The following is a 26,172-nucleotide window of genomic DNA, read 5'->3' as shown; positions in this document are numbered from 1 at the left end:
ATGGACTTTATCGCCGATATTCTTCTGGTAGCCGGGGCTCTGGGGGCTGGGTTCTACTGTTTTATCCTCGCCAAACGCCTGACACGCTTCAACGATCTTGAAAACGGCGTGGGCGGGGCCGTCGCGGTGCTGTCGGCCCAGGTCGACGACCTGACCCGGACGCTGGCCGCCGCTCAGGAAACGGCCACGGACAGCTCTGCCTCACTGACTGCGCTGACGACCCGGGCCGAAGATGCTGCGCGCAAGCTCGAACTGCTGGTTGCTTCGCTGCACGATCTGCCGGATGCCGAACGCGCCGCGCCCAAACCACCTGAGGCCGATCCCGATACGTTGATCTTCTCGCGACGCCGCGCGGGCGCTGGCGGCTGACCGATGCGCGTGTTCAAGAAAAAGACGGCGCGTCCAAGCGGACGACGCCCGGCACGTGGCACACTGATGCTTGTCGCCTTCCTCCTGATTTCCTCTGCTGCGGTCAGGTTGAGCGATGACGCCGGTCGCGCCTTCGCGGTGACGAATTCGGCCCACCTTGCCGAGACCGAGAGTGAGCCTGACCCGAAAGCCGCCCTCGCGCAGGACCCCGCCAGTTGCGATCCTGCACCCGACGTTGCGGCGATGCTGACAGCCTTCCGTGACCGCGAAGATCGGTTGAAACAGCGCGAGGCACAGATGCAAGACCGGATGCAGGCCCTTGCGGTGGCGGATCGCGAAATCGAACGCAAGCTCGCGGCATTGTCCCAGGCCGAGGATGACCTGCGTGCGACCCTCGCGCTCGCGGACACCGCAGCGGAAGACGATCTATCCCGCCTGACGGCTGTCTATGAAAGCATGAAACCCAAGGATGCGGCCGCGCTTTTCGAACAGATGGATCCGGACTTTGCAGCCGGATTCCTAGGCCGCATGCAGCCCGCCGCCGCCGCCGGTGTCATGGCCGGGCTTACCCCGGAAACCGCCTATACCGTCAGCGTGATCCTCGCCGGTCGCAATGCGAATGTTCCCAAAAACTGACCGCAGCATGACCCTTTCTTTACCACTGTCGTCCCAGAATGGCCCCATGAGTCCCCAACGGAGCGTCCCTCGATGATCGGATTTGTCGGAATCGGCGTCATCTTCGTGATGGTGTTCGGCGGATATATCCTTGCCGGCGGTAAACTCGGTATCATCCTCAAGGCTCTGCCGTTCGAGATGATGATGATCGGCGGCGCGGCCGTCGGCGCGTTTTTCGTCGCCAACGACATGTCTGCCGTGAAGCACACGGTCAAGGACATCGGGAAGGTCTTCAAGGGCCCCAAGTGGCACTCGCAGGACTACCAGGAACTGCTCTGTCTGCTGTTCGAACTGATCCGTCTGGTCCGCCAGAACCCTGTCGCGATCGAAGAGCATATCGAGAACCCCGAGGAGTCCTCGATCTTCTCGAAATACACCAAGATCATGAGCGACAAGGAAGCCGTTGGTCTGATCTGCGACACCATGCGGTCCGCTTCGATGAACTACGATGATCCGCATCAGGTAGAGGAGGTGCTGGACAAGCGGATGGAGGCGAACCTTCACCACGCCCTGCACACCAGCCATGCGTTGCAGTCGGTCGCCGACGGGCTGCCCGCCTTGGGCATCGTCGCGGCCGTTTTGGGCGTCATCAAGACCATGGGGTCAATCGACCAACCACCTGAAGTGCTGGGTAAAATGATTGGCGGCGCGCTTGTGGGAACCTTTCTGGGCGTGTTCCTGGCCTACGGTCTTGTCGGGCCCTTCGCGGGCAAGGTGAAAGCCGTGGTCGAGGAAGACGGTCACTTCTATCACCTTATCCGTGAGGTACTTGTCGCCAACCTGCACAACCACGCGACCAACATCTGCATAGAAGTCGGTCGTCAGAACACGCCGTCGCATCACCGCCCCAGCTTCTCCGACCTGGAAGAAGCGCTGAAATCCGTGAAGCAGGATGCCGCATGAGGGTGCTTTGGCTCATCTTGGTGTGGGTGGTGACGGGCGTGTCGTCCGCCTTGGCGCAGCCTGTCACCGTGCGATCGGGTGGCCACGACGGTTTCGCACGGTTGGTATTTTATCTTCCCGAGGGCACCGCCTGGACGCTCGACGAAAGTGATCAAGCCGCCGTCCTGGCCACCACGCCGCCTGAATCATTTGACCTCTCGACAGTCTACGATCGAATTGCGCGCGATCGGCTTGGGGACATTCGCGTCGGGGCTTCGCCGGGCAAATTGACCTTGGAGATGGCCTGCGACTGCTACTTCCGAACGGAAACGTTGGTGGGCAATGCACTTGTCTTGGACATCGTGGATGGTTCGGCTCGACCCGAAACAAACCGCGTGACCCCGCCTGAGCGGCCAGCGGACCTGACACCGCTGGAACGTCTTGTGGTCGGGCCGCCGGTCGCATCATTGGCGCCGCGCCCTGCAACCATCGCGAATGCACGACGTCTCACCGAAACCTTGGCGCTTCCGTCCGATGACGTGGCGCGCAAGGAGTCTCTCGATCGCAGCAAACGCTTGGCTGAAGTCGAGAACCGGATACTCGAGGAGGTCGCGCGCGCGTCGACGCAAGGGTTGCTGACGCCTAAACCGCCACTGCCAGAGCCCAAGAAAGACTCGAAGCCCGTTGAGGGCAAAGCAGAGCCGCTCCCGGTGCCGAAGCCCGACGCGCCGCCCAGTGCGCTTGCGCATTCCGCGATGATCAACGCGGGTCACGAGAGGCCAAAACTCACAGCCGATGGCGCTGGCTGCCTGCCCGACAGCGATTTTGACCTGGCGGGTTGGGCCGGAGAAGACGGGTTTGCCACGGGCTTGGGGCGTCACCGTGCGGCGTTGATCGGTGAATTCGACCGAACCGAAAAAGCCGCCATCCGAGATATGGCCAGATTCTACATCGCCTACGGTTTCGGGGCCGAGGCCATGGCGATCCTCAAGCTGGACCCGAAGGGCGTCGATTACGCGAACTTGGCCTCGATGGCCCGAATTTTGGATCATGGGCACGACCCGCATCCGTCCCCTTTCAACCATCAAGCCGACTGCGATACCTCCGCAGCGCTTTGGTCTCTCTTGGCGAGCAAACAACTGGACCCATTGGAGGATCCCAACGTACAGGCCATCCTTCGTACGCTGAACGCGCTGCCAGCTGCCGTGCGTGACTATCTTGGCGTGCTGGTCGCCGAACGCCTGCTCGCCTCCGGCAAACCTGATCTTTCGCGCACCATCCTGCGGGTGCTCGATCGCAGTGGACCGGAGATCGATGAGCGTCAGCAACTTGTCGAAGGCCAGATGGAACTGGATCACGGAGACCCGGAGGTCGGACGAGAAACGCTGGAAGACGCTGCGGAAAAGGACAGGGAGCCTTCACCCGAGGCGCTGATCGCCCTGGTCAATCACGACCTCGACACCGGGACGCCCATCACAAGCGAATTGGCGGAACTGATAGGAGCCTACGTCTTTCAATATCGATCAACCCCGCTGGCCGAGACCCTGCGCGGCCTGGAGATCCTCGCCCGTGCCAGCGCAGGGCAGATCGACACCGCGTTTCAACTGCTCGATCAGCACGAACTTGAAGATCAACTCGGTCCTGAGGCGATAAACCTCCGTGATCGCGCAACGACGTATCTCATCGCCTCACTTGACGACGTGCTTTTCCTGCGCCTTGCGATGCAGCAGATCACGGATCGGCCTGAGGCTCTCGGGCCACCGACAAAACGTGCCCTTGCGGAACGTTTCCTGACCCTCGGTTTCCCGGAGTTGACGCAAGATGCACTCTCCCGGATCGCACCGGAAGACCAGACCTCGGATGATGCGCGGTTGCGCGCGCGCGCAGCAATCGAACAAGGGCGCCCGCTCCAAGCGATTGCGGCCTTGGGGACGCTGGATGACGCTGAGGCTATGGCACTTCTGGCCAAGGCAAAGGCAATGGCGGGCGATCATGCGGACGCGAGTCAGGCCTTCGCGAGGTTGAATATGGACGAAGAAGCAAACCGGCAGGCTTGGTTGGCGGGTGAATGGTCGCGCCTTGCCGAATCCGGAGATGATCTGGACACCGCGCTTGACGCATTGTTGCGGGATGAGGCGGTCGCGACAGGTCCCGAACAGGGTCCGCTGGCTAGAAATCGACGGCTTCTACAGGATAGTGTGTCATCCCGGTCTACTCTGGAAGGACTGTTGGATCGCTACTCGGTGGCCGTCCCTCCATCAAACTGACATAGGCCAACCCTCTGGCTTCTCTGTTCAAATTCGCCGACGTGCTTACCATTCGTAAATGCTTGGGACGTTAAAAAGGATCATCTTGCAGAAAGCGGATGATCGACATGATTCACCAACGGCGACCCCGATCACACCGGGGCAGGGTATCGGGATTATTTCCAAAGGCACTTCTGTGCCTGAGCCTTTGGGTGTCGCAGGCGGCTGATGCCTTCGCCGCGTTCCAATCTGACGACGACCTATGCGACCACACCGCGCGAACCGCGGCGTCAGACCACGGGATACCGGTTGATCTGTTGCGCGCAGTGGCCGAAGTGGAATCTGGGCGCTATCACAAACCCCATGTCACGGCCTGGCCGTGGACGTTGAATGCCGAAGGGCGCGGACAGCGCTTTTCTTCCCTGAATGACGCGGCGGCCCGAGTGCAGGATCTGGTCGCTCAGGGCGTCACGAATTTCGACGTCGGTTGTTTTCAGATCAACTATGCTTGGCACGGGCGGGCCTTCGCGTCGGCCCAGCACATGCTGGACCCGTTCGCCAACGCCGACTACGCGGCCCGCTTCCTGAAATCGCTGCATGAGGAGTTCGGCGACTGGACCACGGCAACGGGGGCCTATCACTCCCGCACCGATGCGCTCGCCGACAGATATCGGTCAAGAATCGTCGATGTGCTTTCGCGATTTCTGCCTGACCATCAGATCACGCCAACCCCGCAACCCGCGCCACAGGCCCCGAAGCCCAACACCTATCCCTTGCTGGCAAGCGGGTCCGGCCACGTCACACCCGGATCGTTGATGCCCGTGGCAAACGGGACGGCCGCGCGCCGCCCGATGTTCTGAGGTCTCCTGAATGCCGAACCTGTCCCGCGCGGCGCTCTTCCAGCCGACCGTTCTACTGGCCGTCGCTCTCATGGCGATCATCGTCATGATGATCCTGCCCATGCCGGCGATCGTGCTCGACATCGGCCTGGCAGGCAGCTTTGCCTTGGCCATCCTGATCTTCACCGTGACGTTGTTCATCGACCGACCACTGGATTTCAGCGCCTTCCCGACGATCCTGCTGGCGGCGCTGATGCTGCGCCTGTCGCTGAACGTGTCGTCGACCAAGCTGATCATCGGGCAGGGCCACACCGGTACGGGCGCGGCGGGGGATGTCATTGAAGGATTTGCCAATTTCGTCATGGGTGGCAGCGTCTTCCTGGGTCTTGTCGTCTTCGGTGTCCTGCTGATCGTCAACTTCATGGTGATCACCAAGGGCGCTGCACGCATGGCCGAGGTCGGCGCGCGTTTCGCCCTGGACGGCATGCCCGGCAAGCAGCTGGCGATCGACAGCGACATGTCCGCAGGCGCCATCGACCATGCCGAGGCGAAGGCGAGGCGCGAGCGGGAACAGCAGGAAACGACCTTCTTCGGGTCACTCGATGGTGCCTCGAAATTCGTGAAGGGCGATGCGGTTGCCGGCCTGCTGATCACGCTTCTGAACCTGGTCATGGGGTTGATCATGGGGATTGTCGTGCATGGGATGCCTATGGGTCAGGCCTTTGAAACTTATGCAATTCTCACGGTCGGGGACGGTCTGGTCACGCAGATCCCCGCGGTCATCATTTCCATCGCCTCCGCCCTGTTGCTGGCGCGAGGCGGCACGACAGGCGCCACCGATCTGGCGTTGGTCGGGCAGCTGGGCAAGCATCCCGCAGCCTTGGCGACTGTCGCCGTGCTCATGATGCTGTTCGGACTGGTCCCCGGTCTGCCATTTCTGCCGTTCATGGCCGGTGGCCTGACCCTGGCGGGCGCCGCCTGGGTGGTCTGGAAGGGCGATCAGGATCGACCCGAAGAAACCCAAGTCGAAGCCGACGAAGACCCGCGCCCCGCCAATCGGCCGATCGGTGATCTGCTGGATCTTGATGATATTCATGTCGAATTCGCTCCGGACCTTGTCGACATGGTGCTGGATCCCGGCACGGGCCTTGATGCGCGGATCGCCAACATGCGCAATCACGTGGCCAGCCATTTCGGGCTGATCCTTCCGGAAATCCGTCTGACGGACGATCCGTCTTTGCCCACAGGCACTTACCTTGTCCGCCTGCAAGGGGTCGAGGTCGCGCGCGCCGCGCTCAAGCAGGATCACGTGCTGGCGCTGCTGCCCGAAGGCGGCAACACCCTCCCGAGCGGAGAGGACGTCAGCGAACCGGTCTATGGCGCGCCTGCGCGGTGGATTCCGGAAGGCGATCAGGATCGTGCGATGTTGTCGGGTGTCACCATGGTCACGCCAACCGAAATCCTGGCGACCCATCTGCTTGAACTGATCAAGCGAAACCTGCCGCGCCTGCTGAGCCTGAAGTCACTGCGTCGCCTGCTGGAGGAGATGACCCATCTGTCCGACAAGGCCCGGTCAGACGCAAATCGCAAGCTGCTGGACGAGATGATACCAGACCGCGTGCCGATGGATCTGCTGCACCAGGTGCTTCGACTTCTGCTGGAAGAACAGGTCTCTATCCGCAATTTGCCACTGATCCTCGAAGCCATCGCCGAAGCGCGGATGACCACCACCCAGCCCGAGGGGATCTGCGAACAGGTGCGCCAGCGCCTTGGATTCCAGCTGGTGGGCAACCTGCGTCGCGACGATGGTACGATCCCGCTGATCCAGCTCGCGCCAGAGTGGGAGGAGACCTTTGCCAGCTATCAGATCGAAAGCGATCGCGGCGGCATCGACGTGGCGCTGCCCCCCGATCTGTTCAACACCCTCGCCGCGAATATCGCCGAAAAGGTCAGCCAGGCCGGGGATCGGGGCGTCTTCCCGGCGATCGTAACCTCGACCCGTCGGCGCCGGTTCCTTCGCATGGTGATGAGCGCCAAGGCCATCGGCAACCCGGTCCTCGCCTTCGAGGAAATCGGGCTGGATGCGCGGCCGTCGCTCGTCGGTGTGGTGGCCGCATGACCGCCGCGGCCGAGCTTATGACCCTGGCGCAAACCGGTCTTTGGCAGGCCCTTTTGGTGTTCTTGCGGGTCGGCGCACTGATGGCCCTGCTTCCCGGCTTCTCGGAAGAGGTCGTGCCCGTCCGCATCAAGCTGGGTCTTGCGGTTGCGCTGACGGTCGTGACAATTCCGGCGGTTCCCGAGATGCCGCTGGAAAAAGCTTGGGAATTCTGGGTCTTCCTGCGATTTCTCGCCACTGAAACCATTGCGGGCCTGGCGCTTGGCATCGCCCTTCGCCTGATGATCCTTGCGCTTCAGACAGCTGGATCGATGGCCGCCCAGTCATCCTCGCTGTCACAGATCGCGGGCGGCGCGGCGGCAGAGCCATTGCCGGCCATGGGCCATATCCTTGTCATCGGCGCGCTGGCGCTCTTGATGATGATGGGCCTGCATGTCCGTACCGTCGAATTCCTGATCGAAAGCTACCGCGTCTTGCCAGCGGGCCACTTTCCGTCGCCGTCGGACCTGACGGAATGGGGCATCGCAGGCGTGTCGCGCGCATTTGCCCTGGCCTTCACGCTGGCGGCACCCTTCGTCATCGTTTCGGTCATTTATAACCTTACACTTGGCGTCATCAACCGGGCCATGCCGCAGCTCATGGTGGCCTTCGTCGGCGCGCCGGTCATCACCTTTGGCGGCCTCGCGCTGCTGTTTCTGCTGGCGCCCACCATGCTTGTGGTCTGGCGTGACACCTTCATGTCCGTCCTCGCCAACCCGTTCGGAGCGGTGCCGTGAGCGACGACGACAACGACAACAAACCGCACGAGCCGACGCAGAAAAAGCTCGATGATGCGCGCAAGAAGGGGGAGATCCCGCGGTCGCAGGACGTTTCGACCGCCGCAGTTTACGGCGGGCTGATCCTGGCGGCGACCGCAGTTGGCGGCAAAAGCCTGTTGGAGCTTGGGACCGCCCTGCAAACCCTGCTGGGCCAGGCCGATCGCATGGCCGAACTGATGGTAACCGACGGCGCCGCGCCCTTGATGGGCGGGCTTTTCACACGCGTCGGCACGTTGGTCGCGCCCTTCTTCGTCATTCCTGCCATGGCCTCCATCCTGGCGATGATCGTGCAGCGAAGCTTTACCGTGACCCCGTCCAAGCTGATGCCCAAGCTGTCGCGGATCTCTCTGATCTCGAATGCAAAGAACAAGTTCGGACGCAATGGACTGTTCGAGTTCGGCAAGAGCTTTACCAAGCTGCTCATCTACTCCGTCATCCTTGGCATGTTTCTGGTTCAGCGCCTGCCCGACATGGCCGGCACGATCCGGACGGATCCAACTCTGGCGACCGGTCTCCTCCTCAGGTTGAGCATCGACTTCATGCTGGTGGTGCTTCTGGTCGCGCTTGTCATCGGGGGTATCGATTTCCTGTGGCAACGCGCCGAACACCTGCGCAAGCATCGGATGTCAGACAAGGAGATCCGCGACGAACACAAGGAGGCCGAGGGCGACCCGCATATGAAGGGCGAGCGGCGTGCGCGCGGGCAGGAAATCGCGATGAACCAGATGATGGCGGATGTGCCCCAAGCCGACGTCATCATCACCAACCCGACGCATTATGCCGTCGCCCTGAAATGGACACGTGAACCCGGCGCCGCCCCGATCTGTGTCGCCAAGGGGACGGACGAAATTGCCGCCAAGATCCGGCAGGTTGCCCAAGAAAACGCCGTGCCGATCCATCCCGATCCACCGACGGCGCGGGCGCTTTATGCCACCACCGACATCGGCCATGAGATCTCCTCCGACCACTACCGCGCCGTGGCCGCTGCGATCCGGTTCGCCGATCAGATGCGCGTCCGGGCAAGGAAAAGCTGGCGATGACAACAGATTACCGCGATCTCTGCCGCGTGACCGACGCGGCTTACCAAGGCGATCTTGCCAAGATGCAGGAGATGGCGCGTGAGGAATCCAATCTTCGCGCCACGCTCGACGATCTTGACCGCCAGTTGCGCGAAAGCCTCGGAGGCGCGATTGAGGGCGACGCCCCCTGGCGCGCAATCGGCGCGGACGAGGCTTGGCGCAAGTGGCTCATGCGGCGGCGGGCCGAAGTGAACATGCAGCTGGCCCGGGTGCTGGCCCGCAAGGCCGAGGCCGTCGCGACGCTTAAGCGCAGCTTTGCCCGCAAGCAGGTGAGCGAGGACATCCTGGCAATGAAACAGGAAGAGGCCCGGCTGCAGGCGCGCCGGGCCTATTGATCCGAACGTCACGCAACAAGCGCCTGATCGCGGCGCCCACTGCGTCTTGACCGCCTAATTGTCCTGCCGGGCAATATCCGTGATCAGCACATCCAGAAGTTGATCTCCTAGCACGTCACCACCGGCCTCCATCAGCATGTTGCGCAGGACGTCCAGCGTGTTCGATTGGGTAAAGACACCTGCGAAGCCACCTTGGTTGGCATAATCGAACAGCTGCTGCAGGAAGACGTCACGCAGCTTGGGTTCACGGGAAAACACCGTTTCACGGGCGCCAAGCTTGACCTCGACGCTCAGCGCCAGAACGACCAACGCCTCGACCCGCCCTTCACCCACGACCGGTACGATGAACTGGTTGTTCAGCTTCACGTATTCCCGGTCTTCCGGAAGAACCTCTTCCTCCTCTTGCTTCAAAGGTGTCGTGTCATGCGGGACCTCACCGCAGGGGTTTTCCAGCGCGGGATCCGGCGGCGGGGGTTTCAAAAGGAAACCCGCCCCCGCGCCGCCTCCGACGCCCAGGATGATGAGGATCAGGGGAAGAAGTTTGCCCATCTCGTGCCTCCGTCAGAACGGCAGGACCGCGTCGACGACCTGCTGGCCGATCCGCGGTTGCTGCATGTCGGTGATCTGCCCGCGCCCGCCATAGGACACCTTGGCCTGGGCGATCTTGTCGTAGGTGATCTCGTTCTGGCGCGAGATATCCTCGGGCCGGACATAGCCGGACAAGACAAGTTCGCGCAGTTCGAAGTTCACGCGCACCTCCTGCGCGCCTTCGATATGCAGCACGCCGTTTGGCAGGACCTCGACAATGGTGGCGGCGATCCGCAGGGTCAGTTTTTCGTTGCGCCGGACGGATCCATCCCCGCTCGCGTCGGACGAAGATCCAAGCTCGACCGCATTGGCCGATGTCGCGCCTTCGGGCAGTACACGGTCAACGATCTGGGGAATTCCAAAGAGTTGCGGGACCGACAGGCTTTCGCTGCCGCTGCGCGACCGGCTTGTGGAATTGGAAATCTCGGCCTTGTCGTCAATCTCAACCACCACGGTCAGGATGTCACCGCGCCGCATCGCCCGCCGATCCCCCAGCAGCGACTGCGGATGGTTGTTCCAAAGCGAGGCCGAATGGACCAGCGGCTCTTTCTCGGTGCTGAACGGCAGGCCGGGATCCATCATTGCGGCATGCTCCAGGCTTTTCATCGAGGGCGTGAAGCTGGGTTCCTTGCCAAGGTGATCCTGGCGTCCGCAGGCGGTGAGAAGGCTGAGCGACAGCGCAACAAGAGTCAGGCGACGCATCGCATCCTCCTTGATGATATTGATGTTTCATTCGACGACGACGGTGCCGTCGTCCTGGACGCGCCCGGTCAGGGTCGCGCGGGATTGCAGGTTCATCACCCGAACTTTCTCTCCGACCCCGGCGCGGGCCAGCGACCGCCCTTCGAGCCGGATGTTGAGCCCGGATCGCGCATAGGCGAGTGTCACGATCTGGTTGCGTTCCACCAGGGCCGGGGGTCCGATGTCTTCGGGCAGCACGGGTCGCCCGGCATAAAGGACCACCCGGGTCTCCTGGCCGATCAGCGCATCCGGCCCGGTGAAACCACCGGGAAAGTCGCTGTCCTGCACCGCCAGGTCGGCGGCGGTGAGGATCGACTGCGGCCGGATCGTGCGTGTGGCCACGACCGTATCCGCCGCAACAGGTGCGGCCAGGCAGGTGAGAAAGGCGATCAGGCGTATCATCATCGGATCTGCGTCGTGGCGCCAAGCATCTGATCCGCGGCGGAAATCACCTTGGCGTTCAGCTCGTATCCGCGCTGCGCCTCGATCAGTTCGGTGATCTCACGCACCGCGTCGACAGAGCTGTCCTCAAGGTACCCCTGCCGAACCGTACCCAGCCCGTCGAGCCCGGGGGTCGAGACGTTGGCGGGCCCAGAGGCCTCGGTTTCGGTGAACAGATTCGACCCGATCGCCTCGAGCCCCTTGGGGTTGCTGAAACCCGCCATGTTCAGCTGACCCAGCAGCTGCGCAGGCGTGCCTGCGTCGAAGTAGCCGTAGATCTCTCCGTTCGGATTGATCGCGATCGACCGCGTGTCGGGGGGGATCACCACCTCGGGCGCGACCGGATAGCCGTCCGAGGTCACGATCAACCCTTCGCCGTTGCGCTTCAACGCGCCGTCGCGGGTAAAGGCGGCCTGGCCCGACGGCAGCGTGACTTCAAGGTATCCCTTGCCCTCGATCGCCACGTCCAGGTCGCCGCCGGTTTGCGACAGCGCCCCCTGGGCCAGCTGCATGGACACGGCCGCGGGCCGCACACCAAGGCCAAGCTGGATGCCCGTCGGCAGCACCGTGCCATCGGCCGAATTGATCGTGCCCGCACGTGCAAGTTGTTGATAGTGCAGGTCGGCAAAGTCGGCGCGCCGGGCGTTGTACCCGGTGGTGGACATGTTCGACAGGTTGTTCGAGATCGTCTCGACCCGCATCTGCTGAGCGGCCATGCCCGTGGCCGCGATCTTCAGGGCTCTCATCGGCCTCTCTCCTTATTTCATGAGCGTCTGGATGGCAGAGCGCAGGCGCTCGTTCTCGGCATCCAGAAAGCTCTGCCCCATTTCATAGGCGCGCTGGACGCTGATCATCCGCGCGATCTGTCCGACCGGATCGACGTTGGATCCTTCAAGAAACCCCTGCGCGACGTGCGGGTTTTCAACGGGTTCAAAGCCCGCAACGGGGTCGAACATCACCCCGCCTTCCCGCCGCATCTCCAGCGGGTCGGTCGGCTGGACGACACCGATCTGCGCCAGCGGCTGCCCGTTCACCGACAGCGTGCCGTCCGAGGCGGCCATGATCTGCCCCTCGGCAGGCACAAAGATCGGCGCCCCCCCGGCATCCAGCACGCGATAGCCATCGTTGGTTACAAGATCGCCCTCAGCCGAGGGTGAAAAGCTGCCCGAACGGGTCAGTCGCTCACCTTGCGGTGTTTCAATCAGGAAGAACCCGTCGCCCTCGATCGCGAAGTCGAAGCTCGCGCCGGTTTGTGTCAGCGTGCCCTGCACCATCGAGGTGTCGTGCACCCGCGCGGTCGCCATGGACACCGACGGGCCGTTGGGCACGGGCTGCACGAATTCGGAAAAAATCACGCCCTCCTGCCGGAACCCGGTGGTTGCCGCATTGGCGATATTGTTGGCGACCACCTGCATTTCGCGCATCAGGCCCACCTGACGGGTCAGCGTCGTATAGGTCGTGTTCTGCATCTTCAGCCTCCGATGATCAGCGGGATGATCTGGTCGTGGAAAAACGACACCAGCGTCTGGGTCATGAACCCCATCGAGATCCAGAAGACCCCTACGATGGCGACCAGTTTGGGCACGAAGGTCAGGGTCATTTCCTGCACCGATGTCAGCGCCTGGAAGAGACCTATGGCGAGGCCGACGACCAGCGCCACCGTCAGGATCGGGACCGAGGTGACCACGGCGACCCAAAGCCCCTGCCGGAGTGTGTCGAAGAAGATGACCTCTTCCATCATGGCTCAGACCGGCATTCGCAGGATTTCCTGATAGGCCTCGACCACCTTGTCGCGCACGGTGACGGCGGTTTCGACGGCCAGTTCAGTCTGGCTCAGCGCCTGCACCAGCGCATGGGGGTCCGCCTGGCCGACCATGGCGGCCTTCGCCAGCGTCTCACCCTCTTGCAGGGTGGAGGCGAAATCCGACATGGCAGTACCAAGGACCGATCCAGCGCCGGGGACGCCGGTCGGGTCGGTTGCAGCCCGCGAATTTGCGTATTTCTGGGCCGCGTTGATCGCACGAATATCCATTCTGGAGGTTCCTTATCTGCGCAGAAGTCCCATCAGGTCTGACGACATTTGCCGCGACTGTTCGAACATCTTGAGGTTTGCTTCGTAGCTGCGCTGCGCTTCGCGCGCGTCAGCGATCTCGATCACCAGGTCGACGTTTGATCCATCGTAGTGACCGGTCGGACCGGCAAGGGGATGCGTCGGGTCATAGACCTGCGCCAGCGGCGACCGGTCGAGTTTCACCCGACCCGTCTTCACCAGTCCCGCGGCACCATCGGCGGCCGCAACGTTTTCAAACGGCACGGTTTTCCGCCGGTATCCCGGGGTATCAGCATTCGCGATATTTTCCGACACATGGCGCAGACGCTGCGCCTGGGCTTTCAGCCCGCTGGCCGATACCGCCAGGGAATTCTTGAAATCAGACATGGGTTACCTCCGCCCGAGGGAGGCGCGCAAAACGGTCATGCCGTTGCGATAGATCGCCAGCGCGCGGTCGTGTTGCTTGCGGACCTCGACGCCGTTGAGCATCTGTTCCTCCAGCGACACGGTATTGCCGTTCGGGCTGGAATCGCTGCTGTCGGCGAAGATGACGTCCGGCTGGGACGTGGAGCCGCCACCAAACATGTGGCCCGCCCGGGTCGCCTGCATGCGGGTCGCGCCCTTTGACCGATACATTTCGGTAAAGGGGGTGACATCGCGGGCGCGATATCCGGGCGTGTCGGCATTGGCCATGTTGGCCGCAATGACCCCTTGGCGTTTCCCGGCATGCGAAGCCATGGCAGAGGCCATGCGGAGGACGTCTATCGATTTGAACATCGGGGTTTCTCCCTCGATTGGTTTCAATCAAGGCTTAACTCCGATTCCTTTAGAAACCGTTTGTGCCGAACGAAGGAATCGCAAGATGCAGCAGAACGCCCTGGCTGGCCTGAAGGCCGAACTTGAAAACCTGTCACCGATCCGCCGGATCGGCCGGATCGATGGGGTGGAAGGCGCGGCGCTGCGCATCGCCGGGCTTGGCGCCACCGCCAGCATGGGCGATCAGGTGCGGGTCGCGCGCAGTGACGGCACCTTTCTGGGCGGAGAGGTGATCCGCATCGATGGCGATCATCTCACTGTTCTTCCTGACGATTCCACGGATGGTATCGCCCGCGGCGACCGCGTGACGCTGATCGGCCCGGCCCGAATCGCGCCGCATGACGGATGGATCGGTCGCGTCATCGACCCCTACGGCGAACCGCTGGATGGACGCCCGTTGATGCGCGGTCACGCCCCCCGGGCATTGCGCGCCGCGCCGCCGGCCCCCGCGACCCGCGGCCGGTTGGGCGCGCGGCTTGAGACCGGGATGGCCGTTTTCAACACCATGTTGCCGATCGTCGATGGCCAGAGAATCGGGCTCTTCGCCGGATCCGGTGTCGGGAAATCCAGCCTGCTCGCGCATTTTGCCGGTCGGATGGAGGCCGATGTCGTCGTCATCGCGCTGATCGGCGAACGCGGGCGGGAACTGAAGGATTTCGTCACCGACGCCCTTGGCGATCTGGGGATGGCGCGCGCGGTTGTCGTTGCTGCCACGTCGGACAGGTCGCCTCTGGTGCGCCGCCGCTGTGCCTGGACGGCAATGTCGGTGGCCGAACACTTCCGCGACCAGGGCAAGCACGTCCTGTTCCTGGCGGACAGCATCACCCGGTTCGCCGAAGCGCACCGCGAAGTCGCCGTTGCGGCGGGTGAAGCCCCGGCGCTGCGGGGCTATCCCGCCTCGACCTCGCATACCATCATGCAGCTCTGTGAACGGGCGGGGCCGGGGACCGAAGGCAGCGGAACGATTACGGCAATTTTGTCGGTACTCGTGGCGGGGTCCGACATGGAGGAACCGATCGCGGATATCCTGCGTGGGGTCCTGGACGGGCACGTGGTTCTGGACCGCAAGATAGCCGAGCGGGGGCGCTTTCCGGCAATCGACGTGTTGCGATCCGTGTCGCGCAGCCTGCCCGCCGCCGCCGATGATCAGGAGAACGAGGCGATCGGCCATGCCCGAAAGCTTCTTGGGGCCTATGCGCAGAACGAACTGATGATTCGCGCAGGCCTCTATTCCGAAGGCAGCGATCCAGATTTGGACGCGGCGATCCGCGCCTACCCCGAGCTGGACGGGTTCCTGTCGGAGAAAGAGGCGCAGAACACGACCAATTCTTTCAACCGGTTGCGGTTGATCCTGCGTCGCTCGGGCACCGCGCGTCCGGCGTCACAGTCGCATGCCACACGTCCGGCAGCGCCGCGACGTGAAGGCCAGCCGCCTGCTCTGCCGAAGGTTGGCGGCTGATCACCCGGCCCTGAAGGACTTTGCCAAGCTGACCGCCCCCTGCAGCATCGAAATGGCGATGCTGCCAGAGCTGGCAGTTTGGAATTCGCTGACCTGGCTGCGCAGAAGGAACCGTTGAACAAGCTTCGTCATCATCTCGGGATCCGCCAATTCCGAGACCTCCGCCGTTCCAAGTTGCCGATCGGCCCGGTCCTGAAAGATCTCAAGCTGCTGGTCGATGTCCAACTGGCCAAAGCTTGAAGGCATCCCAAGCGCGCCCTCGAAGACCTGACGCAGGGCGGGCGTGCCCATGATCTGCAGCCATTTCGTGGTATTCGACACCTTACGCGCGGCGAGGTCCACGATCTCGCGCTCGGCGTTGAGGGCAAGACGCAGGGAGTCGTCCTGCTCTCCGACCGCGATCTCGAAGCTATGCCTGCGAAATTTCTCGGTGATCTTGGGTCCGAAGTCGGACAGTACGGTACTTGGCGTATCGAAATCACCGAAACCGAACGCCTTGGCGAAGGCCTTGTAGCGGCTGTCGGTCAGCCTGTTGGCCAGCGCATCATCGTCGATGGTGCCACCTTCGAGCACGCGCTGAATGAACGCCTTGTTGTTGATGTCATCGCCCAGCCCGAACGCCCCAAGGGCAACCCGCAGGAGGCGGCGGTCGGAGACAAGCTCCTCCGCCGATTTGATCTCACCGATTTTGGCTTCGAAATAGTCGGTGTCCCGCACGATCTGGGGGCTAGCATCGAAGGTCTTCCGCTGCACATCCATCGTTTTGTTGAGGATGTTCCAGCCGACGATGCCGCTGCCCGCGAGGATCGGTTGGTAGGTCATGCCAACCTCGGGCTCAGCAGGCGTTCTTCGCGTGGAAGAAGGGCACGCAGGGCCTTGAGACACTTGTAGTGTTCGCTGGCCAGGACGGCCTGGGTCGCATCTGTCAGCAATTTGCGGCTGTCGTGATCCGTGAGGATCTGACTCAATTCCTCAATCCGGCGCAGAAGTTGCAGTTCGGTGTCCTCGGCATCGGCATCGCCGGTCAGCACAAGCTGCGCCAGGTAGCAGACGCGCCGCACCGGCGTGTTGGCATCATCCGGGTGGATCGCATCGCGCAGGCGCAGGATGTTGACGTTCGGCGTCATGATCGACAGACGCGACCGGCGGTCGCCGTTTTCAATCACGGCACCGTTGATCAGGACCCGTTCCTTCGGACCAAGTTTCAGGACAAGTCCGCCCATTACGCTCCTCCATCTTTCCTGAGGCCGCGCATCACGGCGGTGTTGACTTCGATCAGCGGGGCCACGGTCGCCTCGCGGCGCAGGACCTTCCGGCTGTGAACCTGGGTGAATTCGGCCAGGTAGAAAATCCTGGCGCGCAGGTCCTGGGGCAGGGGATTGGCGGTGTCGGCGACATCCGCAGCAAGGATCGTCCAAAGCTGCCGGTTGTCGTGAATGGCACGGGAAAGTTCGGCAAAGCCTTTGCGGCCTTTGCGGGCACCGGCGATCAGCCGGTGTGTCACGCGCGCCATGACGTCGTATTCGGTGCCACGAGGGGTCCGAGTGGGCGCCGCGGCCTCACTATAGGCGCGCTGCGCCAGGGAATGTACGGTCACGTTCTGTCCTTCCGGGTATCAATAAGGGTCGGGGCGGCGAAGGGCGGGCCCATTATGCGGCCCGCCCAAGGGCCCTTACCGGAAGAGCGAGAGCAGAGCCTGCGGCGCCTGGTTGGCGATCGACATGGCCTGGATCGACAGCTGCTGCTGAACCTGCAGGGCCTGCAGGCGGGCCGACACCTCTTCCATGTTCGCGTCGACCAGCGACCCGATCCCGGACTTGAGGCTATCGGTCAGCTTGCCGATGAACTCCGACTGGGTTTCGATACGGCCCTGAACGGAACCGAAGGCGGCGGCCGCGTCGATCGAGGTGTCGATGAAGGTCTCGATGTTGGTCAGCGCCGCAGCCGCACCTTGATCATTGGTGACATCGAGATCATCGAGGCCGGACAGACCACCTGTTGCGGTACCACCCGCGTTCCCGTCAACGGCCAGCGACACGTCGGCGCCGTCGTTGTCCAGCTGCAGAACATACTGGGAGTTGGCCGAGTCGTAGGTCACCTTGGAGGAGATACCGTCAAGCCCGGCGCCGTCGATCACGGTCTTGAGGCCGTTGGCGACGTCTTCGAACGTTTCGTTCTTGCCGGCGACATAGTCGTAGTTGGTGCCGTCGATGGTTACGCGATAGCCGTCACCCTCGCTGACGGCCGCAGTGGCCGAGAAGGCAACCTCGGAGGCGCGGGAGTCGATCGTTTCGCCCGTGAAGCCCGCACCGGCGCCGCCCGCGCCACCACCGTTGACGTTGGCCGTTACGGCAGAGTCGGAGGTCGACAGGTTGACTTCCACATCGTCGAACTTGGAGGTCGAGGTGATGGTGATCGTGTCGGTTGCGACGCTGGCGGTGATGTCTTCGATCCCGGCAGCCGACAGGGCGGCGGTCAGGCCTGCGGCGACGCTGTCTGCAGTGTTGCCCGAAGCTGCCGAGGTGAAGGTCACCGTCTCACCCGCGACCTGCAGGTTGTAGGTGTTGCTCGCGCCCGCGGTCACTGCGGCCAGCTGAACCGTCATCGTGTTGCCGGAGCTGGAGAATTCCGTGCCCGCGACACCGGCGAGGCTGTTGGAGCCAAGCGTTGCGGCCACGTTGCCCCCCAGGGTCGCGCCCGTGCCCATGACACCGGCGTCGAAGGTCAGGTCCTGACGCGCGACCGTGATGTCCGAGGACGACACGGTCCCGTCGTTCGCCCGGTCGAGCGAGCTGAGAACATTCACGTCTTCCGAGCCGGACAGAAGGTTCAGACCGTTGAATTGCGCCGCGCCGACAACGGATTTGATCTGGTCGGTCAGGGCGTCGATGTCGGTCTGCAGCTTGTTGCGGTCGACGTTGCTTTCATTGGCCGAGATGATCTTGCCCTTCATGTCCTGAAGCAGCTCGGTCACGGTTTCAGACGCGTTGCGTGCGACGGCAACGGTGGATTCGCCAAGCGACAGGCTCTCGGAGATCGCCTTGAAGCCCTTCACGTCGGATTCCATCACCTTGGAGATGGCCCAGACGGCGGAATTGTCCTTGGCGGAAGCGACGCGCATGCCGGTGGAGATCTGGCTCTGCGTTTCGCCCATGGACTTGTTGACCGACTTCAGGGTCTGCAGGGCCACCATGGCGCTGTTGTTGGTCAGAATGCTGGACATATACTGGTTCCTTGAGTCTTGAGCGCTTTGCGCCCGTTTCGCGATCCGCCCCGTTCGGGACGGGTAAGACTGTCGTTCTGACGTGTGCAGGAACCGGGTTCGTCCCGGTGCCGCGCCACCCTTTCGGATGCAGGGGCACCTTGACCGCGAGACCCTAATGGAAACCTAAGCAGGGCTAGCCATATTCATCGGATTTGATTCAAAATCCTTCAGGCCCGGCGTTCCACCTTGTTTTCGGTGATCGCGGGAAGCGCGCTTTTGTGGCCGTGTTCGTCGTAGGTTTCCAACGTCTTTCGAATGCGCCGAAGGGTCGCAAACCGGGTCGCCACCGTGCGGATGCCACGCAGCGCGCTGTCCAGAAGTGCCTGGTTGCGCACGGCCTTGCCCTGCAACCGTTCCAGCGCCTGTTTCTCGGACCCGCCTTCCAGGGCCAGGCGCTCCATCAAGGCCTCTTTTTCGGCCAGCAGGTCACCGATCGACGCGAGGTCGCCATTGATCAGCGCTGACCGCTCCCGCTCCAGCAGGGCATCGAGGGATTCATACAATGTGGTCTCAGTCATCATTCCGCTCCTTCAGCGAATGGAAAAGGGTCTCGGCCAGACCGATTCCCCCGGATTTCACCATTTGTCGGGCCTGTTCATCGCGCAGCATCGACGCGAACTGTTCTTCCCCCGCGCCTCCGCCGAAGGCCGACCTGCTTTCGCCAAGGCCTGCAGACTTCAGCATTTCCGACAGGAACGTGGCTTCGAGGTCTTCGGCCGCGCGGCGCAACTGCTGATCGCGCACCGTGGGTTGCCGCGATGCCGTTGTCGCGATTGGATCAGGGGTCATCAATCTCTCCAATTCTCATCAGATTGCTGGATTTTGCCGTGAACCGGTAAAGGATGAGTAACTGAATTCCCGGATAGTCGGCCCCGACCGGAAGAATTCCCGAGGCCGACATGAAAACTGACCTTTTGACCGTACTGACCGGCAAGACGCCGATGCGCCCCCCCGTGGCTGACAAGGCGGGAGATGTTGATTTTGAAAAGGTTTTCTTGATCGCGCAGGACGGGCCGCCGAAGGGTGGCTCAAGCGATCCGCAGACCCGACGGCAGGCTCAACCGTCCACCAAATCCGAGGATTCGCCGGACTCCGGCGATGTCGAGTTTGACGAAGACGCGATTCGCGATTCAGGATCAAACGGAGAAGAAAAGGATAAAACTACGGTTGAGTTTGAGGGTCAGGAAGCCAGGCCTCAAGCCGAGCGCCGATCCCGAAATGCAATAGTCGAGCAACAGGAATCACCCCGTGGCGAGGCGTCCAGAAGTGACGCCTGGTCTCGTTCGCGCGACGCCGATCATTCGGCAAGGTTCGCAGGGGCAGTTGAGGTGCCGCTGGCGAAACCCATCAGCGATGACGTGGCCTCAGCTCCGGTGAGACAGGTTTCCTTACCGGCCACTGACGGCAGGGGCCCGGCGCAGCGTCATCGGATGGCGCCCTCGCAAGGTTCAGTCGATTTTCGCTCAATAACCATCGACGGACCTGCGTCCAAACCCATCGACGAGCCTGTCTCAAATCCTGCACCCAGGTACGATTCCCCGATCGGCGCCGATACGGTAAAGGCACACCCTGAACCGGATTCTCCGGCAGCCCGATCCAGTGAGCCGCGGACCGGCCCGCAGGTTGCTGAATGGACGTCCCCTCCGTTGGGTAACGAGCCGGGCCTGGCCTTTCATAAAGCCACGTCGGTGCGCAATCGTGCCTTTGTCCCCCCCGCGTCACCAACTGACACCCGGGTGGAAACGGCCAGCCGAACGATCCACACGGGCCATCCTCCTGCCGACCGCCACGCTGCGCAGCTGGTCGCGCCCAATGCCAAAATGATGCCGGGGATACAAAACGACCATGCCGGTGCCACGGGGTCCCAGGCACCAGACCCGCGACCTCAAATTGCCGCCGACGGCGTTCCAGCGACGCGCGAGGCTGACGGAGATCCCAGGCCAACCGTCCAGCCGCCGACGGCCGGTCCGGACCGCCGGTGGACACCGGCCACGACTGTCCGTGGCCGTGCCGAGAAAACGCATCAGCCACAGCACACCTTTGCTCAAGCCCCGGGCGGGAACCGAGGGGTGGTCATGTCACATCCGCCAGCGGCCAAAGTGCCCGATAGCAGCCCCCTCCCTGCACAACGCGAAGATCTGCCCGCGTCCCGAGTGCCGGGGACACAGGATACGTCTTTCGCGACCAAGACCTCGGGGCCCAACCGTGACCGCGAAGGCCCCCGCGATCCTGCGACGCATGATTTCGAGGGCGGAACAGCCCGGTTCGACCCGCGCGCCGACGCTTCGACCCGTCAGAGTACGGACCAGACGCGAGCTTCGCCGAATGCCGCATCACGTGTGGTCCGACCTGTCCCGGCGGATGACCCGGCGCCGGTGCGCCCCATGCCGAGCAATACTCCAGAAACGCGGGCGGACGCCCGGCAAGACCCTGTGCACGTGGGTCGGTTCGAGTCTCAGCCTCAGGGCCTCAAAGCTGGCGCGACCAGACAGGAACCGCACGCAATGCCTTCCCGGATCACCTCTCCGGCGCCAACAGCAAGCAAACCGCTGTTTTCCGACACACCGCGCGTGCAGCCGGTGGCCGCGGATGTCGAAGGCGCACCTGCAGCAGCGACCAGCCAGGTCATGACCGTGAAACACGCCCCGGCCCCGATCACCATGACCACGGCTACAGATCGGGTGACAATGGTGCGCAGCGAAGTTGATCAACCGCCCGCCAAGGCTGAGACTCACGGCGCGGCGGTATCCGCCGAGGTGCGTGATCAGCGGTCGGACCACACCGCTCAATCTGCGAACCGGGAAACGCTGCCAAGCCAGAAACAAGAGGCGACACATCCGACCACGTCGCCGCTGGTTCCGGCCGAGCCCCAGCTGCGACGCCCGGTCGCCGCTGCCGACCGGGCGAAGTTGGCACCCCGCAAAGAAATCCCGGAAGATGCGGCAAAGACAATCCCGTCGAATGACACGCAGCGTCAAGCCAAAGCGATGTCGACTGTCTTTCCCCTGAACGCGCCGCAACCCACTGCAGGCAATGCGGTTTCACCCGAGGTGCCATTCGAGCTCACGATCGCCGATCAGCCTGATCTGCACCCCGACGCGATCCGAGAAACCAGCCATGGCACGACCTCCCACGCGGCCCCTCGACCGTCTATGGCTCCACAGTCCGACCTGGCCGCGCGCGTGGCAGATCAGGTTGCTCAAGTGGCGCGGCATCTACCTGGTGGGCCCGTCGAAATCGCGCTGAGCCCCGAGGAGTTGGGGCGCGTTCGGATGCAGCTGACGACCTCCGACACCGGACTGACGTTGATGATCACAGCCGAACGTCCCGAGACGCTGGATCTCATGCGGAAGAACATCGACCTGCTGGCCGATCAATACCGCGACCTTGGCTACGGAACCCTTGATTTCGCCTTTGGACAGGAAACTGCCGATCAGCGTGGCTCCGGGGGCGGTGGAAACCCGTTTGGCGACACGCCCGCAAACGAACCGGTCGAACAGGTCCAGCGCTCCGTTCTCAAAACCGCCAAGAGCGGCATGGACATCAGGATATAACCCATGGAAATCAACAGCACGACGCCGACCTCGACAGCTTCCAAACCTGCCTCGCAAAACAAGGCGGTCATCAGTTCGGATTTCGAAACCTTCCTCAAGATGCTGTCGACCCAGCTTCGGAACCAGGATCCGATGAACCCCGTCGATTCGGCCGATTACGCCGTTCAGCTGGCGACTTTTTCCTCGGTGGAACAACAGGTTCTGACCAACAACCACCTCGAGGATCTGGCGAACCGCATCCAACTGTCGGGGATGAGCGACCTTGCCGGCTGGGTCGGGATGGAGGCGCTGAGCACCTCTGGCTCCGTCTTCGAAGGCGGCCCCGTGACGCTGAACCCCGATCCGCCCGCTGCGGCCGATCGGGCGGTTCTGGTCATCAGAGATAGCAAGGGATCGGTCGTCGACCGCATCGACCTGCCACTGACCGAAGACCCCTTTGACTGGGATGGCACGACCATGTCCGGTTCGACTGCCGCCTATGGGCATTACACCTTCGAACTTGAAAGCTCGGCCGACGGAGAGATCCTGTCGACCGACCCCGTGCCCAGCTATTCTCAGGTCGTCGAGGCGCGGCGCATGGGCACGGAAACGCGGCTGATCCTGTCGGGCGGTGCCACGATCTTGGCTGCGGATGTCATCGGGCTGCGCTGACCTTGCGTGACGGCATGTGCTGGCTTATCCCGGTTCAATCGACCGGAGCCGGACCAGCCCGATGTATCACGCCCCGCCGAAATCCTGCCCGCCGCCCTCACTGGTTGAGGCCGTAGAGGCGTCGCTGCCAAGCGCGGCATGGCAGCCGCTGACTGGCGGGTTGACCAATCGCGTCTGGCGGGTCGGTGATCATGTGGTCAAACTTTATGAACCGCGGTTCGCGACCCCCCTGTTTCCCAACGACCCGAAGGCCGAAGAGGCCGCGTTGCGGGCCCTGGGTCCCGATGGTCTGGCGCCACGGCTGATTGCACATCTGGAAGGGGTCTTTGGCGCCGCACTGATCTATGAATTCCAACCTGGTCCTTCGGGGTTTCATGACTTGGCCGGATTGGCGACTGCCTTGCACCGCGTCCATCGGACCGCGCCGCCGATCGGACTGCGTCGGCTTCCAGGAGGGTCGGATGCGATTCTGGCGCAGACCCAGGATCTGATGGCACGACTGTCAAAGTCCTATCCGGACCTGACCGGGGCCTTGCGTGACCTTCGGTCTGCGCCGAACGTGGTCGCTGTTGACCCGGTGTTCATCCACACCGATCCGGTCGCCGCGAACGTGGTGCAGGGGGCGAAGGGACCAATTATGATCGACTGGCAATGCCCTGCCTTGGGCGACCCGGCCGAAGATCTTGCGATGGTGCTGTCGCCGTCGATGCAGTCCGCCTACGGGGTGGCGCTGCCAAGCGACGCGGCCGCGACATTCCTGGCCGCCTATCCTGATCCGGATGTCGTCCAGCGTTACCGCAGGCTTGCGCCGTTCCACCATCTCAGGATGGCGGCCTATGCGATGTGGTCGCTTGAAAACGGGCGGGTGGCAACGGCCCGCGGGGCGGATCTGGAGCTCGACGCGCTCAGGCGAGCAGTGCCATAGCCCCGACCGCGACAGCCGCTCCGATCACGCCGCCCGCGCCCAGCCACAGGTATCGCGCCCGTGACGGTGCCGGTCGGCGCTGCTCAATCTGGGCCATCTGATGCATCAGGCTGCGTTCCACCAGCATCGGCAGGCGGGGGCCGAAACGTGTCAGGACCTCGGCCGTCTTCTTCAGGTCGCGGGCCAGCGCCACGGGGCCAAGACTGCGGCGGATGTAGTCTTCGACAACGGGGCGCGCGACCTCCCAGATGTTGATCTGTGGCGACAGCGACCGGGCGACGCCTTCGACGACAACCATGGTGCGCTGCAGCAGGATCAGCTCGGTCCGGGTTTCCATTCCAAATCTTTCAGTCACGTCGAAAAGATATGAAAGAAGACGTCCCATCGAGATGCGGGTGGCATCCATGCCGAAGATCGGCTCTCCGACGGCGCGCAGGGCGCGGGCAAATTCGTCGACATCCTGATCGGCCGGGACGTAGCCGGCCTCGAAATGCACCATCGCGACGCGCATGTAATCGCGCTTGATGAAGCCATAGAGGATCTCGGCGTATACGCGGCGGGTGTATTCGTCGATGTGGCCCATGATCCCGAAATCATAGGCAATGATCGCCCCGTCCGCGGCGACCTTCAGGTTGCCCTGGTGCATGTCGGCGTGGAAATACCCATCCCGAAGTGCATGGTTCAGGAACAGCGTCAGCACATGTTCGCCCAGCTTCGCGCGGTCATGCCCGGCCGCATCCAGCGCGGCATTGTCACCAAGCGACACGCCCTCGGCCCAGGTCATGGTCATGATGCGGCGGCCGCTTTCCTGCCAGCGGATCGCGGGCAGGCGAAAGCTTTCGTCCCCCTCGGTATTGGACGCAAAGGTCGAGGCGCTCGCGGCCTCCAGCCTAAGGTCCAGCTCTCCGCGCACCACGCCATCGAAGTGTTCGACCACCTCCGAAGGGCGCAGGCGGCGCGACGCCGGAGACAGGAATTCGATGATCGAGGCGGCAAGATAGAAGGCGTCGACGTCCTTGTGGAACGCGCGCTCGATGCCGGGGCGCAGAACCTTGACCGCAACCTCTTCACCGGTCTCGGTCAGGCGGGCCTTGTGCACCTGCGCGATCGAGGCCGCGGCGATAGGTTCTGAAAATTCAGAAAAGACAGTATCAAGTGGCCGTTCCAGTTCGGCCTCGACCATCTTCTGCGCGACGTCGCGGGAAAACGGGGGCAGACGGTCCTGCAGGACGCGCAGCTGTGTCGCCAGGTCTTCCCCGACAAGATCGGGCCGCGTCGACAGGATCTGCCCGAACTTGATGTAGGCAGGTCCGAGCGCCGACAGGGCGCGGGTGGCGGGCGGCATGGACGGATCGCCCTTGTGGCCCAACCACTGAAACGGCCATCCGGCCACCCGGGCGGCCATGCGCAACAACGGCGGTGCGTCGTACGCATCAAGGATCACCTTCATCGCGCCGGTCCGTTCCAGCGTGGCGCCCGTGCGGACCAGCCGCCAGATGTTGTGCGGGCCGCGCATCAGATCTTCCAGCCCGAATGAAGCGCCGCGATCCCCATGGTCAGGTTGCGGTATTTCGCCTGTTCGAACCCGGCCTCGCGCAACATGCCAAGGAAGGTATTCTGATCGGGAAACTTGCGGATGGATTCGACCAGGTACTGATAGCTGTCTCGGTCGTTTGCGATCACCTGTCCCAGCAGCGGGATCAAGTTGAAGGAGTAGCGATCATAGGCCCATTGCAGCGCCGGTGTCGGAATTTGCGAAAATTCCAGAACCATCAGACGGCCGCCGGGTTTCAACACGCGGTAGGCCTCTTTCAGCGCCTCAAGCGGCCGGGTCACGTTCCGGATGCCGAAGCTGATCGTGTAGACATCGAAGGTGCTGTCGGCAAAGGGCAGGGCCATCGCGTCGCCCACCACCCAGTCCAGGCTGTCGGCCATCTGCGCCGCCTCGGCCCGTTTGCGCCCCGCGACCAGCATCGGTTCGGTCAGGTCGCACACCGTGGCATGGCCCGACCCCGCACGGTTGAGAAACCGGAACGAGATATCGCCGGTCCCACCCGCGACATCCAGCAGACGCTGCCCGGCGCGGGGTGCCAGCCAATCCATCATCGCGTCCTTCCAGATGCGGTGGATGCCCAGGCTCATCGCGTCGTTCATGACGTCGTACTTCGAGGCGACAGAAGAGAAGACCCCCTGAACCTTCCCGGCTTTCTGATCCTCGGGGATGGTTTCAAACCCGAAATGCGTCGTGTTCTGATCGGTCATGGAAGGTGGTTTACCCTGCCTAAGAAAAGCCTCAGTTCCCTGCCATATGTGGGCGCGAGAC

The 26,172-nt window shown here is 62.9% G+C and carries 30 protein-coding genes; 13 read left to right on the top strand and 17 right to left on the bottom strand.

What is annotated here, in order from left to right:
- The 9 genes from E4S58_RS08525 (at position 1) to E4S58_RS08485 (ending at position 9,359) form a co-directional block, all read left to right on the top strand.
- Positions 1 to 369 carry a hypothetical protein gene (locus tag E4S58_RS08525; protein ID WP_136635995.1) on the top strand — a complete coding sequence of 123 codons (369 nt, stop codon included), beginning with the start codon at positions 1 to 3 and terminating at the stop codon, positions 367 to 369.
- 108 nt (positions 370 to 477) lie between these two features.
- The gene (locus tag E4S58_RS08520; RefSeq protein ID WP_338101524.1) at positions 478 to 1,005 is read left to right on the top strand and encodes a MotE family protein; all 528 of its coding nucleotides are present in this window, start codon (positions 478 to 480) and stop codon (positions 1,003 to 1,005) included.
- A gap of 72 nt (positions 1,006 to 1,077) precedes the next feature.
- Positions 1,078 to 1,947, top strand: a complete 870-nt coding sequence (gene motA / locus E4S58_RS08515; RefSeq protein WP_136635993.1) for a flagellar motor stator protein MotA — start codon at positions 1,078 to 1,080, stop codon at positions 1,945 to 1,947.
- On the top strand, positions 1,944 to 4,193 hold the full coding sequence (locus E4S58_RS08510) for a hypothetical protein (protein ID WP_136635992.1): 2,250 nt from the start codon (positions 1,944 to 1,946) through the stop codon (positions 4,191 to 4,193). Before motA ends, E4S58_RS08510 begins: the two co-directional genes overlap by 4 nt.
- Before the next feature lie 98 nt (positions 4,194 to 4,291).
- Complete coding sequence (locus E4S58_RS08505; RefSeq protein ID WP_136635991.1) at positions 4,292 to 5,032, top strand: lytic transglycosylase domain-containing protein; 741 nt, start codon at positions 4,292 to 4,294, stop codon at positions 5,030 to 5,032.
- A 10-nt stretch (positions 5,033 to 5,042) separates the two neighbouring features.
- Positions 5,043 to 7,130, top strand: coding sequence for a flagellar biosynthesis protein FlhA (gene flhA / locus E4S58_RS08500; RefSeq protein ID WP_136635990.1), 2,088 nt, complete (start codon positions 5,043 to 5,045; stop codon positions 7,128 to 7,130).
- A complete protein-coding gene (locus tag E4S58_RS08495; protein ID WP_136635989.1) occupies positions 7,127 to 7,903 on the top strand; it encodes a flagellar biosynthetic protein FliR in 777 nt (258 codons plus the stop codon). The genes flhA and E4S58_RS08495 overlap by 4 nt, the downstream gene beginning before the upstream one ends.
- Positions 7,900 to 8,985 (top strand): flagellar type III secretion system protein FlhB, encoded by a 1,086-nt coding sequence (gene flhB / locus E4S58_RS08490; RefSeq protein WP_136635988.1) that lies wholly within the window; start codon positions 7,900 to 7,902, stop codon positions 8,983 to 8,985. The genes E4S58_RS08495 and flhB overlap by 4 nt, the downstream gene beginning before the upstream one ends.
- On the top strand, positions 8,982 to 9,359 hold the full coding sequence (locus tag E4S58_RS08485) for a hypothetical protein (RefSeq protein ID WP_136635987.1): 378 nt from the start codon (positions 8,982 to 8,984) through the stop codon (positions 9,357 to 9,359). Before flhB ends, E4S58_RS08485 begins: the two co-directional genes overlap by 4 nt.
- Before the next feature lie 54 nt (positions 9,360 to 9,413).
- Here the strand turns inward: E4S58_RS08485 and E4S58_RS08480 are convergent, their stop codons facing one another.
- From E4S58_RS08480 to E4S58_RS08440, 9 genes are read right to left on the bottom strand one after another with little or no spacing between them, the layout of a single operon-like run.
- Positions 9,414 to 9,908 carry a flagellar basal body-associated protein FliL gene (locus E4S58_RS08480; protein WP_136635986.1) on the bottom strand — a complete coding sequence of 165 codons (495 nt, stop codon included), beginning with the start codon at positions 9,906 to 9,908 and terminating at the stop codon, positions 9,414 to 9,416.
- 12 nt (positions 9,909 to 9,920) lie between these two features.
- Positions 9,921 to 10,649 (bottom strand): flagellar basal body L-ring protein FlgH, encoded by a 729-nt coding sequence (flgH, locus tag E4S58_RS08475; protein WP_136635985.1) that lies wholly within the window; start codon positions 10,647 to 10,649, stop codon positions 9,921 to 9,923.
- Between the two features lie 27 nt (positions 10,650 to 10,676).
- On the bottom strand, positions 10,677 to 11,093 hold the full coding sequence (gene flgA / locus E4S58_RS08470; protein ID WP_420821277.1) for a flagellar basal body P-ring formation chaperone FlgA: 417 nt from the start codon (positions 11,091 to 11,093) through the stop codon (positions 10,677 to 10,679).
- Positions 11,090 to 11,875 (bottom strand): flagellar basal-body rod protein FlgG, encoded by a 786-nt coding sequence (flgG, locus tag E4S58_RS08465; RefSeq protein ID WP_136635983.1) that lies wholly within the window; start codon positions 11,873 to 11,875, stop codon positions 11,090 to 11,092. Before flgG ends, flgA begins: the two co-directional genes overlap by 4 nt.
- Before the next feature lie 12 nt (positions 11,876 to 11,887).
- Complete coding sequence (locus E4S58_RS08460) at positions 11,888 to 12,598, bottom strand: flagellar hook-basal body complex protein (RefSeq protein ID WP_136635982.1); 711 nt, start codon at positions 12,596 to 12,598, stop codon at positions 11,888 to 11,890.
- 2 nt (positions 12,599 to 12,600) lie between these two features.
- Positions 12,601 to 12,870, bottom strand: a complete 270-nt coding sequence (locus tag E4S58_RS08455; protein WP_136635981.1) for a flagellar biosynthetic protein FliQ — start codon at positions 12,868 to 12,870, stop codon at positions 12,601 to 12,603.
- A 3-nt stretch (positions 12,871 to 12,873) separates the two neighbouring features.
- Positions 12,874 to 13,161: a flagellar hook-basal body complex protein FliE gene (gene fliE, locus E4S58_RS08450; protein WP_136635980.1), complete on the bottom strand. Its 288-nt coding sequence runs from the start codon at positions 13,159 to 13,161 to the stop codon at positions 12,874 to 12,876.
- A gap of 12 nt (positions 13,162 to 13,173) precedes the next feature.
- Positions 13,174 to 13,566 carry a flagellar basal body rod protein FlgC gene (gene flgC / locus E4S58_RS08445; RefSeq protein WP_136635979.1) on the bottom strand — a complete coding sequence of 131 codons (393 nt, stop codon included), beginning with the start codon at positions 13,564 to 13,566 and terminating at the stop codon, positions 13,174 to 13,176.
- A 3-nt stretch (positions 13,567 to 13,569) separates the two neighbouring features.
- A complete protein-coding gene (locus E4S58_RS08440) occupies positions 13,570 to 13,956 on the bottom strand; it encodes a FlgB family protein (RefSeq protein ID WP_136635978.1) in 387 nt (128 codons plus the stop codon).
- Positions 13,957 to 14,041: 85 nt separating this feature from the next.
- On the opposite strand from E4S58_RS08440, the gene E4S58_RS08435 reads away from it, so the two are divergent.
- Complete coding sequence (locus E4S58_RS08435; RefSeq protein WP_136635977.1) at positions 14,042 to 15,454, top strand: FliI/YscN family ATPase; 1,413 nt, start codon at positions 14,042 to 14,044, stop codon at positions 15,452 to 15,454.
- Here E4S58_RS08435 and E4S58_RS08430 read toward each other — a convergent pair whose 3' ends face one another.
- From E4S58_RS08430 to E4S58_RS08405, 6 genes are all read right to left on the bottom strand, one after another.
- A complete protein-coding gene (locus tag E4S58_RS08430) occupies positions 15,455 to 16,276 on the bottom strand; it encodes a DUF1217 domain-containing protein (protein ID WP_136635976.1) in 822 nt (273 codons plus the stop codon). It abuts the gene before it with no gap.
- A complete protein-coding gene (flbT, locus tag E4S58_RS08425) occupies positions 16,273 to 16,677 on the bottom strand; it encodes a flagellar biosynthesis repressor FlbT (RefSeq protein WP_136635975.1) in 405 nt (134 codons plus the stop codon). The genes E4S58_RS08430 and flbT overlap by 4 nt, the downstream gene beginning before the upstream one ends.
- A complete protein-coding gene (gene flaF / locus E4S58_RS08420) occupies positions 16,677 to 17,051 on the bottom strand; it encodes a flagellar biosynthesis regulator FlaF (protein WP_136635974.1) in 375 nt (124 codons plus the stop codon). The genes flbT and flaF overlap by 1 nt, the downstream gene beginning before the upstream one ends.
- A gap of 75 nt (positions 17,052 to 17,126) precedes the next feature.
- The gene (locus E4S58_RS08415) at positions 17,127 to 18,677 is read right to left on the bottom strand and encodes a flagellin N-terminal helical domain-containing protein (protein ID WP_136635973.1); all 1,551 of its coding nucleotides are present in this window, start codon (positions 18,675 to 18,677) and stop codon (positions 17,127 to 17,129) included.
- Between the two features lie 209 nt (positions 18,678 to 18,886).
- A complete protein-coding gene (locus tag E4S58_RS08410) occupies positions 18,887 to 19,237 on the bottom strand; it encodes a hypothetical protein (protein ID WP_136635972.1) in 351 nt (116 codons plus the stop codon).
- A complete protein-coding gene (locus tag E4S58_RS08405) occupies positions 19,230 to 19,508 on the bottom strand; it encodes a rod-binding protein (protein WP_136635971.1) in 279 nt (92 codons plus the stop codon). Before E4S58_RS08405 ends, E4S58_RS08410 begins: the two co-directional genes overlap by 8 nt.
- A gap of 1,715 nt (positions 19,509 to 21,223) precedes the next feature.
- Here E4S58_RS08405 and E4S58_RS17880 point away from each other — a divergent pair.
- The 3 genes from E4S58_RS17880 (at position 21,224) to E4S58_RS08390 (ending at position 23,849) form a co-directional block, all read left to right on the top strand.
- Positions 21,224 to 22,273, top strand: coding sequence for a flagellar hook-length control protein FliK (locus tag E4S58_RS17880; protein ID WP_169052640.1), 1,050 nt, complete (start codon positions 21,224 to 21,226; stop codon positions 22,271 to 22,273).
- 3 nt (positions 22,274 to 22,276) lie between these two features.
- On the top strand, positions 22,277 to 22,924 hold the full coding sequence (locus tag E4S58_RS08395; protein WP_136635969.1) for a flagellar hook capping FlgD N-terminal domain-containing protein: 648 nt from the start codon (positions 22,277 to 22,279) through the stop codon (positions 22,922 to 22,924).
- Positions 22,925 to 22,985: 61 nt separating this feature from the next.
- The gene (locus E4S58_RS08390) at positions 22,986 to 23,849 is read left to right on the top strand and encodes a phosphotransferase (RefSeq protein WP_136635968.1); all 864 of its coding nucleotides are present in this window, start codon (positions 22,986 to 22,988) and stop codon (positions 23,847 to 23,849) included.
- Here the strand turns inward: E4S58_RS08390 and ubiB are convergent.
- Both ubiB and ubiE read right to left on the bottom strand, forming a co-directional pair.
- On the bottom strand, positions 23,830 to 25,365 hold the full coding sequence (gene ubiB, locus E4S58_RS08385) for a 2-polyprenylphenol 6-hydroxylase (RefSeq protein ID WP_136635967.1): 1,536 nt from the start codon (positions 25,363 to 25,365) through the stop codon (positions 23,830 to 23,832). The genes E4S58_RS08390 and ubiB overlap by 20 nt on opposite strands.
- Positions 25,365 to 26,111, bottom strand: a complete 747-nt coding sequence (gene ubiE / locus E4S58_RS08380; protein ID WP_136635966.1) for a bifunctional demethylmenaquinone methyltransferase/2-methoxy-6-polyprenyl-1,4-benzoquinol methylase UbiE — start codon at positions 26,109 to 26,111, stop codon at positions 25,365 to 25,367. Before ubiE ends, ubiB begins: the two co-directional genes overlap by 1 nt.
- Between the last annotated feature and the right edge of the window lie 61 nt (positions 26,112 to 26,172).

The sequence above is a fragment of the Pseudooceanicola onchidii genome, from assembly GCF_004959925.1.
Classification (GTDB): domain Bacteria; phylum Pseudomonadota; class Alphaproteobacteria; order Rhodobacterales; family Rhodobacteraceae; genus Pseudooceanicola; species Pseudooceanicola onchidii.
The sequence above is the reverse complement of the archived record's forward strand: the minus strand, read 5'-3'. Positions and strand labels throughout refer to the sequence as shown.

Excerpts from the sequence above, each read along its gene's own strand:
- E4S58_RS08525 (WP_136635995.1), top strand. The coding sequence starts at position 1 with ATGGACTTTATCGCCGATATTCTTCTGGTAGCCGGGGCTCTGGGGGCT.
- motA (WP_136635993.1), top strand. The coding sequence starts at position 1,078 with ATGATCGGATTTGTCGGAATCGGCGTCATCTTCGTGATGGTGTTCGGC.
- E4S58_RS08510 (WP_136635992.1), top strand. The coding sequence starts at position 1,944 with ATGAGGGTGCTTTGGCTCATCTTGGTGTGGGTGGTGACGGGCGTGTCG.
- E4S58_RS08505 (WP_136635991.1), top strand. The coding sequence starts at position 4,292 with ATGATCGACATGATTCACCAACGGCGACCCCGATCACACCGGGGCAGG.
- flhA (WP_136635990.1), top strand. The coding sequence starts at position 5,043 with ATGCCGAACCTGTCCCGCGCGGCGCTCTTCCAGCCGACCGTTCTACTG.
- E4S58_RS08495 (WP_136635989.1), top strand. The coding sequence starts at position 7,127 with ATGACCGCCGCGGCCGAGCTTATGACCCTGGCGCAAACCGGTCTTTGG.
- E4S58_RS08485 (WP_136635987.1), top strand. The coding sequence starts at position 8,982 with ATGACAACAGATTACCGCGATCTCTGCCGCGTGACCGACGCGGCTTAC.
- E4S58_RS08480 (WP_136635986.1), bottom strand. The coding sequence starts at position 9,908 with ATGGGCAAACTTCTTCCCCTGATCCTCATCATCCTGGGCGTCGGAGGC.
- flgH (WP_136635985.1), bottom strand. The coding sequence starts at position 10,649 with ATGCGTCGCCTGACTCTTGTTGCGCTGTCGCTCAGCCTTCTCACCGCC.
- flgA (WP_420821277.1), bottom strand. The coding sequence starts at position 11,093 with ATGATGATACGCCTGATCGCCTTTCTCACCTGCCTGGCCGCACCTGTT.
- flgG (WP_136635983.1), bottom strand. The coding sequence starts at position 11,875 with ATGAGAGCCCTGAAGATCGCGGCCACGGGCATGGCCGCTCAGCAGATG.
- E4S58_RS08460 (WP_136635982.1), bottom strand. The coding sequence starts at position 12,598 with ATGCAGAACACGACCTATACGACGCTGACCCGTCAGGTGGGCCTGATG.
- E4S58_RS08455 (WP_136635981.1), bottom strand. The coding sequence starts at position 12,870 with ATGATGGAAGAGGTCATCTTCTTCGACACACTCCGGCAGGGGCTTTGG.
- fliE (WP_136635980.1), bottom strand. The coding sequence starts at position 13,161 with ATGGATATTCGTGCGATCAACGCGGCCCAGAAATACGCAAATTCGCGG.
- flgC (WP_136635979.1), bottom strand. The coding sequence starts at position 13,566 with ATGTCTGATTTCAAGAATTCCCTGGCGGTATCGGCCAGCGGGCTGAAA.
- E4S58_RS08440 (WP_136635978.1), bottom strand. The coding sequence starts at position 13,956 with ATGTTCAAATCGATAGACGTCCTCCGCATGGCCTCTGCCATGGCTTCG.
- E4S58_RS08435 (WP_136635977.1), top strand. The coding sequence starts at position 14,042 with ATGCAGCAGAACGCCCTGGCTGGCCTGAAGGCCGAACTTGAAAACCTG.
- E4S58_RS08430 (WP_136635976.1), bottom strand. The coding sequence starts at position 16,276 with ATGACCTACCAACCGATCCTCGCGGGCAGCGGCATCGTCGGCTGGAAC.
- flbT (WP_136635975.1), bottom strand. The coding sequence starts at position 16,677 with ATGGGCGGACTTGTCCTGAAACTTGGTCCGAAGGAACGGGTCCTGATC.
- E4S58_RS08415 (WP_136635973.1), bottom strand. The coding sequence starts at position 18,677 with ATGTCCAGCATTCTGACCAACAACAGCGCCATGGTGGCCCTGCAGACC.
- E4S58_RS08410 (WP_136635972.1), bottom strand. The coding sequence starts at position 19,237 with ATGACTGAGACCACATTGTATGAATCCCTCGATGCCCTGCTGGAGCGG.
- E4S58_RS08405 (WP_136635971.1), bottom strand. The coding sequence starts at position 19,508 with ATGACCCCTGATCCAATCGCGACAACGGCATCGCGGCAACCCACGGTG.
- E4S58_RS17880 (WP_169052640.1), top strand. The coding sequence starts at position 21,224 with ATGCCTTCCCGGATCACCTCTCCGGCGCCAACAGCAAGCAAACCGCTG.
- E4S58_RS08395 (WP_136635969.1), top strand. The coding sequence starts at position 22,277 with ATGGAAATCAACAGCACGACGCCGACCTCGACAGCTTCCAAACCTGCC.
- E4S58_RS08390 (WP_136635968.1), top strand. The coding sequence starts at position 22,986 with ATGTATCACGCCCCGCCGAAATCCTGCCCGCCGCCCTCACTGGTTGAG.
- ubiB (WP_136635967.1), bottom strand. The coding sequence starts at position 25,365 with ATGCGCGGCCCGCACAACATCTGGCGGCTGGTCCGCACGGGCGCCACG.
- ubiE (WP_136635966.1), bottom strand. The coding sequence starts at position 26,111 with ATGACCGATCAGAACACGACGCATTTCGGGTTTGAAACCATCCCCGAG.